This is a genomic window from Streptomyces sp. YPW6, from assembly GCF_018866325.1.
GTDB lineage: Bacteria > Actinomycetota > Actinomycetes > Streptomycetales > Streptomycetaceae > Streptomyces.
On sequence record NZ_CP076457.1, the window covers coordinates 5,821,212 to 5,838,707 of the forward strand.

Genomic DNA, 17,496 nt, shown 5'->3' on the forward strand with positions numbered 1-17,496 from the left:
GAGTCTTCCATAGAGATTCCCCTGCCCCCGATCATCCTCCGGTCGGGTTCCGGCCGCACGTCCTGCACCTCAAGGACGAGGCGCCGCCCCCGACCCGCCCGCGGGTCCGGCGGCCGTCGAGCCGCGTACCACCAGCTCGGGCATGAAGACGAACTCGCTGTGCGGGGCCGGGGTTCCGCCGATCTCCTCCAGGAGCGTGCGGACCGCGGCCTGGCCCATCGCCGTCACCGGCTGCCGGATCGTCGTCAGCGGCGGGTCCGTGAACGCTATGAGGGGCGAGTCGTCGTAGCCGACCACGGAGAGATCCCGGGGCACTTCCCCGGACTCCCGGCGGGCCGCCCGGATCGCCCCGAGCGCCATCATGTCGCTCGCGCACACGACCGCCGTGCAGCCGCGCTCCATCAGGGCGGTGGCGGCGGCCTGACCGCCCTCCAGGGTGTACAGGGAGTGCTGGATCAGCTCCTCGATCTCCTCCTCGGCGAGGCCCAGCTGCTCCCGCATCGTCGCGTGGAAGCCCTCGATCTTGCGGAGCACCGGCACGAAGCGCTTGGGGCCGACCGCCAGGCCGATCCGGGTGTGGCCGAGCGACACCAGATGGGTCACCGCGAGCCGCATCGCCGCCCGGTCGTCCGGGGAGATGAACGGCGCCCGCACCTTGGCGGAGAAGCCGTTCACCAGGACGAAGGGGACACCCTGGCCGCGCAGTTGCTCGTAGCGCTGCATGTCGGCCGAGATGTCCGCGTGCAGCCCGGAGACGAAGATGATGCCCGAGACACCCCGGTCCACCAGCATTTCGGTCAGTTCGTCCTCGGTGGAGCCGCCGGGGGTCTGGGTGGCCAGCACGGGGGTGTAGCCCTGCCGGGTCAGCGCCTGGCCGATGACCTGGGCCAGCGCCGGGAAGATCGGGTTCTCCAGCTCCGGGGTGATCAGGCCGACCAGGCCCGCGCTGCGCCTGCGCAGCCGCACCGGGCGTTCGTAGCCGAGGACGTCGAGCGCCGCGAGGACGGATTCGCGGGTGGTCGCCGCGACTCCGGGCTTGCCGTTCAGGACTCGGCTGACCGTCGCTTCGCTGACCCCCGCCTGAGTTGCGATATCGGCAAGCCGTGCGGTCATGGGATGCGACTGTACCGGGCCCGTGTCGGATTGCCCACTGTGTGCGGGGGCGCGCGGGGGCGGGCTGCGGACGCTCTCGCGGCAACGTCTTGCAAGGACTTGCGGGGCCGGGGGACGGGCCGCGGCCGGGTCGTCGCCCAGCGGATACGGCCAGGCCCGCCCGCCCCTGCCAGGGATGGCCGACGGTCGTCAAGGGGCTTGACGGCAACCTTGAGGACACGCGAATGTAACGATCACCAGGGCTTGCAGAAATCTTCCGCAAGGTCTTTCGGTGGTCTTTCATCCTTGTTACGTTCACGTCGACCCGGCGCCGCGACGGAGCGGTACGGCAGTTGAAGGAGTTCAGATGCGACGTGGCATAACGGCCACCGCCCTGGTCGCGGCCCTGGCGCTCGCGGCGACCGCCTGCGGCAGCGACGACGAGACCGGCAACAAGAGCTCGGGCGAGCTCTCCGGCACCGTGACCTGGTGGGACACCTCCAGCGTCGGCAGTGAGGACAAGGTCTTCAAGAAGCTGGCCGAAGGCTTCGAGAAGAAGCACCCGAAGGTCGACGTCAAGTACGTCAACGTGCCCTTCGGCGAGGCGCAGAACAAGTTCAAGAACGCGGCCCAGGCCGGCGACGGCGCCCCCGACGTGATCCGCTCCGAGGTCGCCTGGACGCCGGACTTCGCCAACCTCGGCTACCTGGCGCCGCTGGACGGCACCGCCGCCCTGAAGAACCAGGACGACTTCCTCAAGCAGGCCGTCGCGTCCACCCGGTACGAGGACAAGACCTACGCCGTCCCGCAGGTCATCGACTCCATGGGCGTCTTCTACAACAAGAAGATGTTCGAGGAGGCCGGTGTCGAGGCGCCCGCGAACCTGGACGACCTCAAGACCGTGGCGAAGAAGATCAAGGACAAGACCGGCAAGACCGGCCTCTACCTCCGCGGCGACGACCCGTACTACTTCCTGTCCTTCCTCTACGGCGAGGGCGGCGACATGGTCGACGCCGGATCCAAGACCGTCACCATCGACGAGCCCGAGGGCGTCAAGGCGTTCAAGGCGGTCAAGGCCCTGGTCGACGACGGCACCGCGAAGACGGACGCCTCGGACGGCTGGGAGAACATGATGCAGGCGTTCAAGAACGGCGACGTCGCCATGATGATCAACGGCCCCTGGGCCGTCGCCGACACCCTGACCGGCAAGGAGTTCGCCGACAAGGACAACCTGGGCGTCGCCCCGGTCCCGGCCGGCTCCGCCGCCCAGGGTGCCCCGCAGGGCGGCCACAACCTCGCCGTCTACGCGGGCTCCAAGAACCTCGATGCCTCCTACGCCTTCGTCGAGTACATGACGTCCGTGGACAGCCAGGCCACCGCCGCCGGCGAGCTGAACCTGCTGCCCACCCGCACCTCCGCGTACGCCAAGAGGGAAGCGGTCGACAGCGAGATCGTCGGCTTCTTCAAGCCGGTCGTCGAGACCGCCGTCGAGCGCCCCTGGATCCCCGAGGGCGGCAGCCTCTTCGAGCCGCTGCGCGTCGAGTACACCAAGGTCCTCACCGGCCAGACCACGCCGGAGAAGGCCGCCAAGGCCACCGGCGACTCCTACCGCAAGCTCCTCGAGGGCTGGAAGTAACAGGAAGGCTGGCCGACTGATGGCTGTCCACACCAGCCAGTCGGTGGTGAAGGCCGCGGGCGAGCACGACGCCCGCGGCCGGAGCCGCGGTACTGGCACCCCACCGCCGACCCCCGGCCGCCTGCGGCGCGCCCTGTCGGTCCACTGGTACGCCTGGGCCATGGTCGCCCCGGTCGTCGTCGTGATCGGCGTGATCATCGGCTATCCGCTGGTCCGCGGCATCTACCTGTCGATGACCGACGCCGACGAGCGCAACGTCGCCCGCTCCATCGGGGTCAACGAGATCCCCGCCACCTATGAGTTCATCGGCGCCGACAACTACGTCGACGCGCTGACCGGCTCGCAGTTCCTCGGCACGCTCGGCTGGACACTGGTGTGGACGGTCTCCTGCGTGAGCGTCACGTTCGCCCTCGGCATGGCCCTGGCGAACATCCTCAACCGCCGTATCGCCGGACGCTCCGCCTACCGCATGGCCCTCATCCTGCCCTGGGCCATCCCCGGCTTCGTCTCCGTCTTCGCCTGGCGCTTCCTCTACAACGAGGACCGCGGCCTGCTCAACAAGATCCTCGGCGGCGCCGGCATCGACGCCGTCCCGTGGCTCAACGACCCGACCTGGGCGAAGTTCGCGGTCATCGCCGTCAACGTCTGGCTCGGCATCCCGTTCATGATGGTCGCCCTCCTCGGCGGACTCCAGTCCATCCCCTCCGAGCAGTACGAGGCGGCCGAGATGGACGGCGCGACCGCCTGGCAGCGCTTCCGCCACATCACGCTGCCCGGACTGCGCCCGGTCTCCACCACGGTGATCCTGCTCTCCACCATCTGGACCTTCAACATGTTCCCGGTGATCTTCCTGCTGACCCGCGGCGGACCCGGTGAGGCGACCCAGATCCTGGTGACCCAGGCGTACAAGTTCTCCTTCGAGATCAGCCCGCGCGACTACGCGCAGTCCTCCACGTGGGGCGTGCTGATCCTCGTCCTCCTGATGGTCTTCGCCGTCGTCTACCGGCGGGTCCTGCGCTCCCAGGGAGACAACTGGTGACCACCGCGACCGACACCACCGCCCGGCACGCCGTGCGCAAGGTCCGCCTCCGCGGCGAGCGCTCCCCGCTCGCCTCCGTGGGCCTCCACCTCACCCTGATCACCGCCTCGGTGATCGCGGTCTTCCCGGTGCTGTGGGTCCTGCTGACCTCGCTCAAGCCCGCCAAGTACGCGACCACGACGGACTTCTTCCGCGAGACGACGTTCGTCAACTACACGAACCTCATCCGCGACACGGAGTTCCTCAACTGGTTCGCCAACTCCGTGATCATCTCCGGACTCTCCACCGTGATCGGCGTCTTCGTCGCCGCCACCACCGGATACGCCGTCAGCCGCTTCCGCTTCCCCGGCAAGCGCGGGCTGATGTGGACGCTGCTGATCACCCAGATGTTCCCGGTCGCCGTCCTCATCGTGCCGATCTACAACATCATGTCGACCCTCGGACTGCTCAACCAGCCCGCCGGTCTCGTCATCACCTACCTCACCATCTCGGTGCCGTTCTGCGCCTGGATGATGAAGGGCTTCTTCGACACCATCCCGCGCGAGATCGACGAGTCGGGCGAGGTCGACGGCCTCACCCCGTTCGGCACCTTCTGGCGGCTCATCCTGCCGCTGGCCAAGCCGGGCCTCGCCGTCACCGCGTTCTACTCCTTCATCACCGCCTGGGGCGAAGTCGCCTACGCCTCCGCCTTCCTGGTCGGCGACGAGAACCTCACCCTGGCCGGCGGGCTCCAGAAGTTCGTCAACCAGTACGGAGCCCAGTGGGGCCCGATGACCGCGGCCTCCGTCCTCATCGCCATCCCGGCCGCCCTGGTGTTCCTCTTCGCCCAGAAGCACCTGGTCACCGGCATGTCCGCCGGAGCCGTCAAGGGCTGACGCCACCAGGACGCCCGCACCCGCACGCACCACCGCACCCGTCACGGCGGCGCCGGACACCCTGACCCGGTCACCGGCGCCGCTCCCCACCCAGACACCCCAGGGACGACATGACCCAGCACCTCGCTGCCCCCTCCACCGGCACGTCCGACGACGCCCCGGGCCACCGCACCGGCTGGTGGCAGGACGCGGTGATCTACCAGGTCTATCCGCGGAGCTTCGCCGACGGCAACGGCGACGGCATGGGCGACCTGCCCGGCGTCACCGCCCGCCTGCCCCACCTCAGGGACCTGGGCGTCGACGCGGTGTGGCTCTCCCCCTTCTACGCCTCCCCGCAGGCCGACGCGGGCTACGACGTCTCCGACTACCGGGCCATCGACCCCATGTTCGGGAACCTGCTGGACGCCGACGCGCTGATCCGCGAGGCGCACGGCCTGGGCCTGCGCGTCATCGTCGACCTGGTCCCCAACCACTCCTCCGACCAGCACGAGTGGTTCAAGCGCGCCCTCGCCGAGGGCCCCGGCTCCGCCCTGCGCGAGCGCTACCACTTCCGCCCCGGAAAGGGCGCCGACGGCGAACTCCCGCCCAACGACTGGGAGTCCATCTTCGGCGGCCCCGCCTGGACCCGCACGGTGAACCCGGACGGCACCCCCGGCGACTGGTACCTCCACCTCTTCGCCCCCGAGCAGCCCGACTTCAACTGGGAACACCCGGCCGTCGCCGACGAGTTCCGCTCCATCCTGCGCTTCTGGCTCGACATGGGCGTCGACGGCTTCCGCGTCGACGTCGCCCACGGCCTGGTCAAGGCCGAGGGCCTGCCCGACCTCGGCACCCACGAGCAGCTCAAGCTGCTCGGCAACGACGTCATGCCGTTCTTCGACCAGGACGGCGTGCACGCGATCTACCGCAGCTGGCGGACCATCCTCGACGAGTACCCCGGCGAGAGGATCGCCGTGGCCGAGGCGTGGACACCGACCGTCGAGCGCACCGCCAACTACGTGCGCCCCGACGAGATGCACCAGGCGTTCAACTTCCAGTACCTCGCCACCGCCTGGGACGCCATCGAGCTCCGCAAGGTCATCGACTCCTCGCTCGACGCCATGCGCCCCGTCGGCGCCCCCACCACCTGGGTGCTCTCCAACCACGACGTGACCCGGCACGCCACCCGGTACGCCAACCCGGCCGGCCTCGGCACCCAGATCCGCACCCCCGGCGACCGCGAGCTGGGCCTGCGCCGCGCCCGCGCCGCCTCCCTGCTGATGCTCGCCCTCCCCGGCTCCGCCTACGTCTACCAGGGCGAGGAGCTCGGCCTGCCCGACGTCACCGACCTGCCCGACGAGGCCCGCCAGGACCCCTCGTTCTTCCGCGCCGAGGGCCAGGACGGCTTCCGCGACGGCTGCCGCGTCCCGATCCCCTGGACCCGCGAAGGGACCAGTCACGGCTTCGGCGACGGCGGCAGCTGGCTCCCGCAGCCCGCCGGCTGGGGCGAGCTGTCCGTCGAGGCGCAGACCGGCGTGGAGGGCTCCACCCTGGAGCTGTACCGGGCCGCCATCGCCGCCCGCCGGGAGCACCCGGGCCTCGGCGCGGGCACGGACGTCGAATGGCTGGACGGCCCCGAGGGCGTCCTCGTCTTCGCCCGCCCCGGCTTCGTCTGCACCGTCAACACCACCGGCGCCCCCGTCCGGATCGCCGCCCGCGGCCGGGTGCTGCTCGCCAGCTCCCCGGTCACCGTGGACGGCGCCGAGACCGAGCTGCCCGCCGACACCACGGTGTGGTGGACGGTGTGACACTCCCCGCGCCCAGGACCACCGCCGCGCCCCGCCTCTCCGACATCGCCGGACAGGCGGCGGTCAGCGAGGCGACGGTCAGCCGGGTCCTGAACGGGAAGCAGGGTGTCGCCGACTCCACGCGTCAGCGGGTCCTCGCGGCGCTCGACATCCTGGGGTACGAGCGCCCCGTACGGCTGCGGCAGCGCAGCGCCGGACTGATCGGGCTGGTGACGCCCGAACTCACCAACCCGATCTTCCCGGCGTTCGCGCAGTCCGTCGAGCAGGTGCTGGCCGGGCACGGCTACACCCCCGTGCTCTGCACCCAGCTTCCGGGCGGGGCCACCGAGGACGAGCTCGTCGAGCAGCTCGTCGAGCGCGGCGTCGGCGGCATCGTCTTCCTGTCCGGGCTGCACGCGGACACCTCCGCGGACCCGGGGCGGTACGCCGCGCTCACCGAGCGCGGCGTACCGTTCGTCCTGATCAACGGCTACAACGAGCGGATCAGCGCCCCGTTCGTCTCGCCCGATGACCACGCTGCCGTGACGATGGCCCTCCAGCACCTCGCCGACCTCGGCCACCGCCGGATCGGCCTGGCCATCGGCCCGCAGCGCTACGTCCCCTCCCGCCGCAAGCGGGACGGGTTCGTGGCGGCGGCCGCCTCGGTGCTCGGCATGGACCGCTCCGAGGCCGAAACGCTCGTCTGCTCCACCCTGTTCAGCGTCGAGGGCGGCCAGGTGGCGGCGGGCGCCCTGCTGGACGCGGGGTGCACCGGCATCGTCTGCGGCAGCGACCTGATGGCGCTGGGCGTGGTCCGCGCCGCCCGGGGGAGGGGGCTCGACGTGCCGCGTGACGTCTCCGTCGTGGGGTTCGACGACTCCCAGCTCATCGCGTTCACCGACCCGCCGCTGACCACCGTGCGCCAGCCCGTGCAGGCGATGGCGGCGGCCGCGGTGGGGGCGCTCCTGGAGGAGATCGGGGGGAGCCCGGTGCAGCGCACGGAGTACGTCTTCCAGCCGGAGCTGGTGGTACGGGGCTCGACGGCGGCGGTGCGGGTGTAGGACCGGCCGGACACACGTACAGGAGAGGCACCGGGAGTCGGCCCAGGGAGGGCCGGCGGGGAGTTTCAGCGACTCCGGGTGCCTCTCTTGCCGTGACCGGCCCGGCCGGCCGGGCGCGTGGGGTCCGGAGCCGTGAGAGGCGGCCGGAACCCTCGGCCGACCGGACCGGAGTCGGATGCAACGTAACAGGCCCGCAATATCTTGCGAAAGACCTTGCAGGAAGAAAACCGCTTCGTTTCGTGGATGTGAGCGGCGTGTGTCCAAAGGGTTGACCGGCAGGGGGAGGGCTCGTACGGTCTGCTCCGCGGCAAGGTTTGCATTCTTGCAGCAAGAACCTTCATGAGCCTTGAGGGCATGGCGCGTTGCCGACTGAGGCTGCACCGTCACCCGCGTTTCCCCCACCCGCAGGAGGAAAGACATGGCACGCAGACCACTGTCCGCCACGCTCGCCCTCGTGGCCGGCGCCGCCGCCCTCGTCGTCCCCACCGGATTCGGCGCCGCGTCCCCCGCGCAGGCCGCCGCTCCGGGCGACAAGGACGTCACCGCCGTGATGTTCGAGTGGAAGTTCGCCTCCATAGCCAAGGCCTGCACGGACACCCTCGGTCCGGCGGGCTACGGCTACGTCCAGGTCTCGCCGCCCCAGGAGCACATCCAGGGCGGCCAGTGGTGGACCTCCTACCAGCCCGTCAGCTACCGGATCGCCGGCCGGCTCGGCGACCGGGCCGCCTTCTCCGCCATGGTCGGCACGTGTCACTCGGCGGGCGTGAAGGTCGTCGCGGACGCCGTCATCAACCACATGTCGGCGGGCAGCGGCACCGGCACCGGCGGCTCCGCGTACACCAAGTACGACTACCCGGGCATCTACTCCGGCAACGACATGAACGACTGCCGGTCCGAGATCTCCAACTACAACGACCGCGGCAACGTCCAGAACTGCGAACTGGTCGGCCTCGCCGACCTGGACACCGGCGAGGACTACGTACGCGGCAGGATCGCCGGGTACCTCAACGACCTGCTCTCGCTCGGCGTGGACGGTTTCCGCATCGACGCCGCGAAGCACATGCCCGCCGCCGACCTGGCCGACATCAAGTCCCGGCTGACCGACCCGGGCGTCTACTGGAAGCAGGAGGCGATTTACGGCGCGGGCGAAGCCGTCTCGCCCTCCGAGTACCTCGGCAACGGGGACGTCCAGGAGTTCCGTTACGGGCGGAGCCTCAAGCAGGTCTTCCTCAACGAGAACCTCGCCCACCTGAAGAACTTCGGCGAGGACTGGGGCTTCATGCCGTCCGGCAAGTCCGGTGTCTTCGTCGACAACCACGACACCGAGCGCGGCGGCGACACCCTCAACTACAAGGCCGGCTCCGCCTACACGCTCGCCAACGTCTTCATGCTGGCCTACCCCTACGGCTCCCCGGACGTCCACTCCGGCTACGAGTTCACCGACCACGACGCCGGCCCGCCCGGCGGCGGCCAGGTCAACGCCTGCTACAGCGACGGCTGGAAGTGCCAGCACGCCTGGCGCGAGATCTCCTCCATGGTCGGCTTCCGCAACGCGGCCCGCGGCCAGGGCGTCACCGACTGGTGGGACAACGGCGGCGACCGGATCGCCTTCGGCCGGGGCAGCAAGGCGTACGTCGCCATCAACCACGAGGGCTCCGCGCTGAACCGGACCTTCCAGACCTCGCTGCCCGCCGGTGACTACTGCGACGTCCAGTCCGGCAACGGCGTCACCGTCGACGGCTCGGGGCGGTTCACCGCCACCGTCCCGGCCGGCACCGCCGTCGCCCTGCACGTGAACGCCCGGACCTGCTCCGGGGGCGGCGGAACGAACCCCGACCCGGACCCCGGCAACGGCTCGTCCGGCGCCTCCTTCGGCGTCAACGCCACCACCCAGTTCGGCCAGAACATCCACGTCACCGGCGACCAGGCGGCCCTCGGCCACTGGAACCCGGCGAACGCCCCCAAGCTCGACCCGGCCACGTACCCCGTCTGGAAGCTGGACGTGGCCCTGCCCGCCGGGACCACGTTCGCCTACAAGTACGTCCGCAAGGACGCGGCGGGCAACGTCACCTGGGAGAGCGGCGCCAACCGCACCGCCACCGTCCCGGCCTCCGGGAAGGTCACGCTGACCGCCGACGTCTGGCGCGGCTGACCCCTGCACCCCGCTCCGCGGGCCGGTGGCACCGCCACCGGCCCGCGGCCCACCCTCCTGACCCCAGCCGAGGAGCACCCTCCGTGTCCCGAACCACCCTGAGACGGGGGGCGGTGGCCGCCCTGTGCGCGGCGCTGCTGCCCGTCGTCCCGGCGGCCACCGCCGTCGCGTCACCCCGGCCGCCGTCCCCGCCCTCGGACGCGAGACTCGCCCGTGAGGCGGCCCGGCACGACCTGACCCGCGAGCAGTTCTACTTCGTCCTGCCCGACCGCTTCGCCAACGGCGACACCTCCAACGACCGCGGCGGGCTGACCGGTTCACGCCTCGACCACGGCTACGACCCCGCCGACAAGGGGTTCTACCAGGGCGGCGACCTCCAGGGCCTCACGCAGAAGCTGGACTACATCAAGGGACTCGGCACCACCGCCATCTGGATGGCGCCGATCTTCAAGAACCGGCCCGTCCAGGGCACCGGCAAGGACGCGTCGGCGGGCTACCACGGCTACTGGATCACCGACTTCACCCAGGTCGACCCGCACTTCGGCACCAACGCCGATCTGGAGAAGCTGATCGACAAGGCCCACGCCAAGGGCATGAAGGTCTTCTTCGACGTCATCACGAACCACACCGCCGACACCGTCGACTACGCGGAGAAGGCCTACGGCTACAAGCCCAAGGGCGCCTTCCCCTACCTCGACCGGGACGGCCGCCCCTTCGACGACCGCGAGGGCGTGCGCAAGGTCGACCGGGACTCCTTCCCGTACACCCCCGTGCAGGCCCCCGGCACGGTCCGGAAGGTGCCGTCCTGGCTCAACGACCCCACCATGTACCACAACCGGGGCGACTCGACATGGGCCGGCGAGTCCAACGAGTACGGCGACTTCTCCGGGCTCGACGACCTGTGGACCGAGCGTCCCGAGGTCGTGAAGGGCATGGAGAAGATCTACGAGAAGTGGGTCCGCGACTTCGACATCGACGGCTTCCGCATCGACACCGTCAAACACGTCGACCTGGACTTCTGGACCCAGTGGGCCACCGCGCTCGACACCTACGCGGCCAAGCGCGGCCGGGACGACTTCTTCATGTTCGGCGAGGTCTACTCCGCCGACACCGAGGTCACCTCCCCGTACGTCACCCGGGGCCGCCTGGACTCCACGCTGGACTTCCCCTTCCAGGACGCCGCCCGGCAGTTCGCCTCCCAGGGTGCTCCCGCCGACAGGCTCGCCTCGGTGTACGGCGACGACTACCGTTACACCACCGACCGGGCCAACGCCTACGAGCAGGTCACCTTCCTCGGCAACCACGACATGGGCCGCATCGGGACCTTCCTCCGGCAGGACAACCCGGACGCCGACGACGCCGAGCTGCTGAAGCGGGCCCGCCTCGCCAACGAGCTGATGTTCCTCGGCCGCGGCAACCCGGTGGTCTACTACGGCGACGAGCAGGGCTTCACCGGAGCGGGCGGCGACAAGGACGCCCGCCAGACCCTCTTCGCCTCGCGGACCGCCGACTACCTCGACGACGACCAGCTCGGCACCGACCGGACCCACGCCTCGGACGCGTACGACACGAACCACCCCCTCTACCGCTCCATCGCCGCGCTCTCGAAGCTCACGAAGAAGCACCCGGCGCTGCGCGACGGCACCCAGATCGAGCGGCTCGCGGACGGCTCCGTGTACGCCACCTCGCGTATCGCGACCGAGCGGCCCCACGAGTACCTCGTCGCCTCCAACAACGGCACGAGCCCCAGGGAGGTCCACCTCACCACCGAGTCCGCCGGCATGGACTTCCGTACCCTGTACGGCGGTTCCGGTACGGTCCGCAGCGGCGAGGACAAGAAGGTCACCGTCACCGTGCCCGCGCTGTCCAGCCTCGTGCTGAAGGCGGCCCGGACCGTCGGCGCCCCCGCCGCCAGGCCCGCCCTCTCGCTGAAGGCCCCGGACGCCGGCGCCACCGGCACCGTCGAGATCGCCGCCGACGTGGACGGCGGACAGCTCAACCGTGTCGTCTTCGCCGCCCAGACGGGCAACGGGAAGTGGCAGACGCTCGGTACCGCCGACCACGCCCCGTACAAAGTCACCCAGTACCTCGACGCGACGGTGAAGGCGGGCACCCCGCTGCGCTACAAGGCCGTCGTCGTCGACCGCATCGGCCGCACCGCCGGCGCCCTCGCCTCCACCACCGCGGGCCAGGCCCCGCCGCCCTCCGCGCCCGTCGCCGTCGAGCGCGACCAGGCCGTCGTCCACTACCGGCGCCCCGACGGCGACTACGACGGCTGGCAGCTCAAGTCCGGTGACAGGCAAGCCGAGTTCATCGGGCGGGACGCCTACGGCGCGTTCGCCTGGATCGACCTGGAGAAGGGCGCCGACTCCGTCCCGTACACCGTCGAGAAGAACGGCACCGCCGACGGACCGCAGCGGACGATCGACCTCGGCGTGACCGGACAGGTCTGGATCGAGCAGGGCGAGGACGGACAGACGGTCGAAGCCCCCGAGGCCCCGCCGCAGGACACCACCAGGGCCGTCCTCAACTACCACCGCCCCGACGGGGACTACGACGGCTGGGGACTGCACACCTGGACCGGCGCCCAGGACCCCACCGACTGGTCCAAGCCCCTGGCGCCGGTGAAGAAGGACGCCTACGGGGTCACTTTCGAGGTCCCGCTCGTCGACGGGGCCACCAGCCTCAGCTACATCCTCCACAAGGGCGACGAGAAGGACCTGCCCAGCGACCAGTCCCTCGACCTCGCCACCTACGGCCACGAGGTCTGGATGCTGGCGGGCAAGCCCGGCTACCTCCTCCCGCAGACCGGCGGCGGCGCGGCCCCCGACCTGTCCAGGGCCGAGGCGCAGTGGATCGACGCGAACACCGTCGTCTGGAAGGTGAAGGCCACCGACGCCACCAGCCAGCAGCTCGTGTACGCGAAGAAGGGCGGCATCTCCGTCGTCGACGGGGCGCTCTCCGACGAGGGGCAGTGGCTGCGGCTCCAGCAGGGTGAGCTGAGCGACGCCCAGAAGGCGAAGTTCCCCCACCTGAAGGACTATCCGGCGTTCACCGTCGACCCGCGCGACCGTGACCGGGTCCGCGCGTCCCTGCGGGGCCAGCTGATCGCCACCCAGCGCGCCGCCAACGGGGCCCTGCTCGCCGCCACCGGCGTACAGACCGCCGGAATCCTCGACGACCTGTACGGCAGGAAGGCAGCCTCCGCCGAACTCGGCCCGGTCTTCCGCACGTCCACGCCCACGCTCTCCGTCTGGGCCCCCACCGCGCAGACCGTCGCCCTCGAACTCGACGGCCGCACCGTCCCGATGAAGCGCGACGACCGCACCGGCATCTGGTCCGTCACGGGGAAGAGGAGCTGGCAGGGCAAGCCCTACCGGTACGCCGTGACCGTCTGGGCCCCCACCGTCCAGAAGCTGGTGACCAACAAGGTCACCGACCCCTACTCCACCGCCCTGACCGCCGACTCCGCCCGCAGCCTCGTCATCGACCTCACCGACCCGAAGCTCGCGCCGCGCGGCTGGTCCGGCCTGGAGAAGCCCGCCGCCACCCCGCTGCGGGACGCCCGGATCCAGGAGCTGCACGTCCGGGACTTCTCCATCACGGACCGCACGGCGAAGCACCCCGGTGAATACCTCGCCTTCACCGACACCCGCTCCCAGGGCATGCGGCACCTGAAGAAGCTCGCCGACTCCGGCACCGGCTACGTCCACCTGCTGCCCGTCTTCGACATCGGGACCATCCCGGAGAAGAAGAAGGACCAGGCGACGCCCGGCTGCGACCTGACCGCCCCCGCCCCCGACTCCGAGAAGCAGCAGGAGTGCGTGAGCGAGGCCGCCGCCAAGGACGGCTTCAACTGGGGATACGACCCGCTGCACTACACCGTCCCCGAGGGCTCCTACGCCTCCGACCCGGACGGCACCCGGCGCACGGTCGAGTTCCGGCAGATGGTCCAGGGCCTCAACCGGGCCGGACTGCGCACGGTCATGGACGTCGTCTACAACCACACCGTGGCCTCCGGGCAGGACGACAAGTCGGTCCTCGACCGGATCGTGCCCGGCTACTACCAGCGGCTCCTGGAGGACGGCACCGTCGCCACCTCCACCTGCTGCGCCAACACCGCGCCCGAGAACACCATGATGGGCAAGCTCGTCGTCGACTCCGTCGTCACCTGGGCCAAGGAGTACAAGGTCGACGGCTTCCGCTTCGACCTGATGGGCCACCACCCCAAGGACAACATCCTGGAGGTCCGCAAGGCGCTGGACCGGCTCACCCTCGACAAGGACGGTGTCGACGGCAAGAAAATCATCCTCTACGGCGAGGGCTGGAACTTCGGCGAGATCGCGGACGACGCCCGCTTCGTCCAGGCCACCCAGAAGAACATGGCCGGCACCGGCATCGCCACCTTCTCCGACCGGGCCCGCGACGCCGTGCGCGGCGGCGGCCCCTTCGACGAGGACCCCGGCGTCCAGGGCTTCGCCTCCGGCCTCTACACCGACCCCAACTCCTCACCCGCCAACGGCACCCGCGCCGAGCAGAAGGCCCGCCTGCTGCACTACCAGGACCTGATCAAGGTCGGCCTCACCGGCAACCTCGCGGACTACACCTTCACCGACACCTCCGGGCGCACGGTCACGGGCGCGGACGTCGACTACAACGGGGCGCCCGCCGGCTACGCGGCCGCACCCGGTGACGCGCTCGCCTACTCCGACGCCCACGACAACGAGACCCTCTTCGACGCCCTCGCCTTCAAGCTCCCGGCCGGCACCACGGCCGCCGAGCGGGCCAGGGCCCAGGTCGTCGCCATGGCCGCCTCCGTCCTCTCCCAGGGGCCCTCGCTCTCCCAGGCCGGCAGTGACCTGCTGCGCTCCAAGTCGCTGGACCGCAACTCCTACGACAGCGGCGACTGGTTCAACGCCCTGCACTGGGACTGCCGTGACGGCAACGGCTTCGGACGGGGCCTCCCGCCCGCCGCCGACAACCGGGACAAGTGGCCCTACGCGAAGCCGCTCCTGGCCGCCGCCGGCACCATCGCCCCGAACTGCGGTCAGATCCAAGGGGCTTCGGCCGCCTACCGCGACCTGCTCACCATCCGCTCGACCGAGAAGGAGTTCTCCCTGCGCACCGCGGACCAGGTGCAGTCCGCCCTGTCCTTCCCGCTCTCCGGCAAGGACGAGACCCCCGGCGTGATCACCATGCGCCTCGGCAAGCTCGTCGTCGTCCTCAACGCCGCCCCGGACACCGCGACCCAGCGGCTCGCCGCACCGGCCGGGAAGACGTACGCGCTGCACCCGGTCCAGGCCAAGGGTGCGGACTCTACTGTCAAACGAGCCAGCTACGACGGTAAATCGGCCACTTTCACCGTACCGGGACGCACGGCGGCCGTCTTCACTCTGCGCTGACCTCCCACGGCACTACGGTGACGGCAGACGTCGGCAACGGAGCCGCGACAGCCGTCCCCGGTACCGCCCGGCCGGTCCCGCCCGCCCCCTCGGGGGGTGGGCGGGACCCGCCCGGTCCGCCCGGCGGGAATCCGCCCGGAGCGGCCGGCTCACCGACGCCCCCTGCCCCAGCGTGCGGACGGTGATGATGACCAAGGTGGGACACCTCCCCGAGGAGACGAGCAGCTTCGTCGGGAGGCGAGCCGAACTGGCGCGGCTGCACACCGCGTTGACCACCCGGCGGATGACCACCCTGATCGGCCCCGGCGGGGTCGGCAAGACCCGGCTCGCGCTCCGCGCCGCCCGCGCGGTCGCGGACCGCTATCCGGACGGCGCCTGGTGGGCCGATCTCTCCCCGCTCCACGACGACCGGCTGCTGCTCCCCACCGTCTCCGACGCGGTCGGGCTCGCCGACCACACCCTGCGGACGCCCGTCGAGGCGCTCTGCGAATGGCTCGCCGACAAGCGCCTCCTGCTGGTCCTCGACTCCGCCGAACACCTCCGCGGGCCCTGTTCCCACCTGCTGGCCGAGATCCTGACCACCTCGGCGGGCCTGACCGTCCTGGTCACCAGCAGGCAGCCGCTCGGCACCCACGGCGAGGACGTCGTCGAGGTGCCGCCGCTCCCGGTCGACGGCGCACCCGACGCCCTCCAGCTCTTCGCCGACCGGCTGCGCGCCGCCGACCCCCGGGCCGGCCTCGACGCCCCCGGGGACGAGGCGGCCGCCGCCGAGATCTGCCGCCGCCTCGACGGCATCCCGCTGGCCATCGAGCTGGCCGCCGCGGGCATCGGCCGGTACAGCGTCGCCCAGCTCGCCGGCCGGATCGGCACCCGTTTCGACGCCCCGGGCGGCCCCGCCCGCACCCCCGGCGCCTCCCGTCTCGACCTCCTGGCCGACGAGACCGTCTGGCCCCGGCGCCACCGCACCCTGCGCACCGCCATCGGCTGGTCCCACGAGCTGTGCACCCCCCTCGAACGCCTCCTGTGGGCCCGGCTCACCCCGCTGCGCACCGACTTCGACGCGGAGGTCGCCCGAGAGGTCTGCGCCGGGGGTCCGCTGACTCCCGAAGGGGTGGACCAGGCGCTCCAGGGACTCGTCGCCCAGTCCGTCGTCCAGCGCGACGGCGACCGCTACCGCATGCTCGACACCCTGCGCGAGTACGGCCGGATGTGGCTCGCCGAGCTGGGCGAGGCCCGCGCCGCCGCCGACCGGCACGCGAGGAGCTTCCTCGGCCTCGCCCGCCGCGCCCACGAGGGCTGGACCGGTCCGGACCAGGTGTCCTGGTACCACAGGGTGTCCGACACCCACCTCGACCTGTGCGTGGCCCTGGAGCACCTGCTCGCCCACGACGTCGAAGGAGCCCAGGAGATGGCGGGCCGGGTCGGCTTCTTCTGGGCCTGCTGCGGGCACCTCTCGGAGGCCCGCACCTACGCCCAGCGGGCCCTGGACGCGGGTCCCGTCGACGGGCCGCACCGGACCAGACTCCAGTGGGTCCTCGGCGTGGCGGCCCTGCTCCAGAGCGACTTCGCGACGGCCGAGAAGTACGGGGCGCTCTGCACGGCCACCGCCCTGTACGACCAGGACGACGAGGGCATGCTCGGCGCCGCCTACCTCTCCGGCATCACCCAGCTGATGACCGGGGACCCCGGGGCGGCCCTGGAGGCGGCGGAGCGGGTCCTGCGGATGACCGAGGACGTACCCGTGGACTCCGGCCACCGGCTGCGCTGCCGCCTCGTCACCGTCTTCGCCCTCACCGCGCTCGGCCGGCTCGGCGAATCGGAGGCGGCCGCCACCGCGTTGCGCCAAGCCTGTGAACGCGGCGGCGAGTTCTGGACCCGCTCCTACGCGGACTACCAGCTCGCGCTGATCGCCCTGCTCCAGGGCCGCCCGGAGGCCTCCGCCACGCACGCGCGGGCGATGCTCGCGGGCAAGCACCGGCTCCGCGACAGCTTCGGCATCGCCCTGGGGCTGGACCTGCTGGCCGCCGCCATCGCCGCCCAGGGCGCGGGCGCCCAGGCCGCCCGGGTCTACGGCACCGGACACGCGTACTGGCGGATGGTCGGCCACCCCCAGCGCGGCACGCCCGAGCTGGGCCCGGTCCGCGAGCGGTGCGAACTCCAGGCGCGGGCGGCCATCGGCGACGAGGCGTACCAGCGGGCCTTCGAGCGCGGCCAGTCGGACAACGCGGAGGTCGGTCTGGCCGCCGCCCTGCGCACCGAGCTCCAGCTCTGAGCATCCCCGCACCGAGCTCCGGCTCGGAGCGCCCCCGCGCCGGACTCCAGCTCGGAGCGCCGCCCCGCGTACGGAGCTCCAGCTCTGACCACCCCCCGGCACCGAGCCCGAGCGCCGTCCCGCGTACCGAGCGCCGGCTCGGACCAGGGCGCGAGCGCCGTCCGGTTCCCCGGGCTATCCGCATCCGCCAGCACCTAGTAA

9 protein-coding genes are annotated in these 17,496 nt (G+C 71.2%); 8 read left to right on the forward strand and 1 reads right to left on the reverse strand.

Annotated features, from left to right (window positions below; translation table 11 throughout):
• Positions 1 to 69: 69 nt before the first annotated feature.
• Positions 70 to 1,113, reverse strand: a complete 1,044-nt coding sequence (locus KME66_RS25625; RefSeq protein WP_216326398.1) for a LacI family DNA-binding transcriptional regulator — start codon at positions 1,111 to 1,113, stop codon at positions 70 to 72.
• 346 nt (positions 1,114 to 1,459) lie between these two features.
• Between KME66_RS25625 and KME66_RS25630 the strand changes: the two genes are divergently transcribed.
• The 8 genes from KME66_RS25630 (at position 1,460) to KME66_RS25665 (ending at position 17,295) form a co-directional block, all read left to right on the forward strand.
• On the forward strand, positions 1,460 to 2,728 hold the full coding sequence (locus tag KME66_RS25630) for an extracellular solute-binding protein (protein ID WP_216326401.1): 1,269 nt from the start codon (positions 1,460 to 1,462) through the stop codon (positions 2,726 to 2,728).
• Positions 2,729 to 2,747: 19 nt separating this feature from the next.
• Entirely contained in the window at positions 2,748 to 3,767 is a 1,020-nt protein-coding gene (locus tag KME66_RS25635) for a carbohydrate ABC transporter permease (RefSeq protein WP_073218225.1), read from the forward strand.
• Positions 3,764 to 4,642 carry a sugar ABC transporter permease gene (locus KME66_RS25640; RefSeq protein WP_073218222.1) on the forward strand — a complete coding sequence of 293 codons (879 nt, stop codon included), beginning with the start codon at positions 3,764 to 3,766 and terminating at the stop codon, positions 4,640 to 4,642. Before KME66_RS25635 ends, KME66_RS25640 begins: the two co-directional genes overlap by 4 nt.
• 110 nt (positions 4,643 to 4,752) lie before the next feature.
• Positions 4,753 to 6,429: a glycoside hydrolase family 13 protein gene (locus KME66_RS25645; RefSeq protein ID WP_216326403.1), complete on the forward strand. Its 1,677-nt coding sequence runs from the start codon at positions 4,753 to 4,755 to the stop codon at positions 6,427 to 6,429.
• Positions 6,414 to 7,469 (forward strand): LacI family DNA-binding transcriptional regulator, encoded by a 1,056-nt coding sequence (locus KME66_RS25650; protein WP_178378941.1) that lies wholly within the window; start codon positions 6,414 to 6,416, stop codon positions 7,467 to 7,469. Before KME66_RS25645 ends, KME66_RS25650 begins: the two co-directional genes overlap by 16 nt.
• 418 nt (positions 7,470 to 7,887) lie before the next feature.
• Positions 7,888 to 9,621, forward strand: a complete 1,734-nt coding sequence (locus KME66_RS25655; RefSeq protein ID WP_216326406.1) for a carbohydrate-binding module family 20 domain-containing protein — start codon at positions 7,888 to 7,890, stop codon at positions 9,619 to 9,621.
• 83 nt (positions 9,622 to 9,704) lie between these two features.
• Positions 9,705 to 15,023 carry a pullulanase-type alpha-1,6-glucosidase gene (pulA, locus tag KME66_RS25660; RefSeq protein WP_216326408.1) on the forward strand — a complete coding sequence of 1,773 codons (5,319 nt, stop codon included), beginning with the start codon at positions 9,705 to 9,707 and terminating at the stop codon, positions 15,021 to 15,023.
• Positions 15,024 to 15,207: 184 nt separating this feature from the next.
• Positions 15,208 to 17,295 carry an NB-ARC domain-containing protein gene (locus tag KME66_RS25665; RefSeq protein WP_216329628.1) on the forward strand — a complete coding sequence of 696 codons (2,088 nt, stop codon included), beginning with the start codon at positions 15,208 to 15,210 and terminating at the stop codon, positions 17,293 to 17,295.
• Positions 17,296 to 17,496 lie beyond the last annotated feature (201 nt).

Bases quoted from the DNA above. Each gene is read 5' to 3' on its own strand.
- KME66_RS25625 (WP_216326398.1), bottom strand. From the start codon at position 1,113: ATGACCGCACGGCTTGCCGATATCGCAACTCAGGCGGGGGTCAGCGAA.
- KME66_RS25630 (WP_216326401.1), top strand. From the start codon at position 1,460: ATGCGACGTGGCATAACGGCCACCGCCCTGGTCGCGGCCCTGGCGCTC.
- KME66_RS25635 (WP_073218225.1), top strand. From the start codon at position 2,748: ATGGCTGTCCACACCAGCCAGTCGGTGGTGAAGGCCGCGGGCGAGCAC.
- KME66_RS25645 (WP_216326403.1), top strand. From the start codon at position 4,753: ATGACCCAGCACCTCGCTGCCCCCTCCACCGGCACGTCCGACGACGCC.
- KME66_RS25655 (WP_216326406.1), top strand. From the start codon at position 7,888: ATGGCACGCAGACCACTGTCCGCCACGCTCGCCCTCGTGGCCGGCGCC.
- KME66_RS25665 (WP_216329628.1), top strand. From the start codon at position 15,208: ATGATGACCAAGGTGGGACACCTCCCCGAGGAGACGAGCAGCTTCGTC.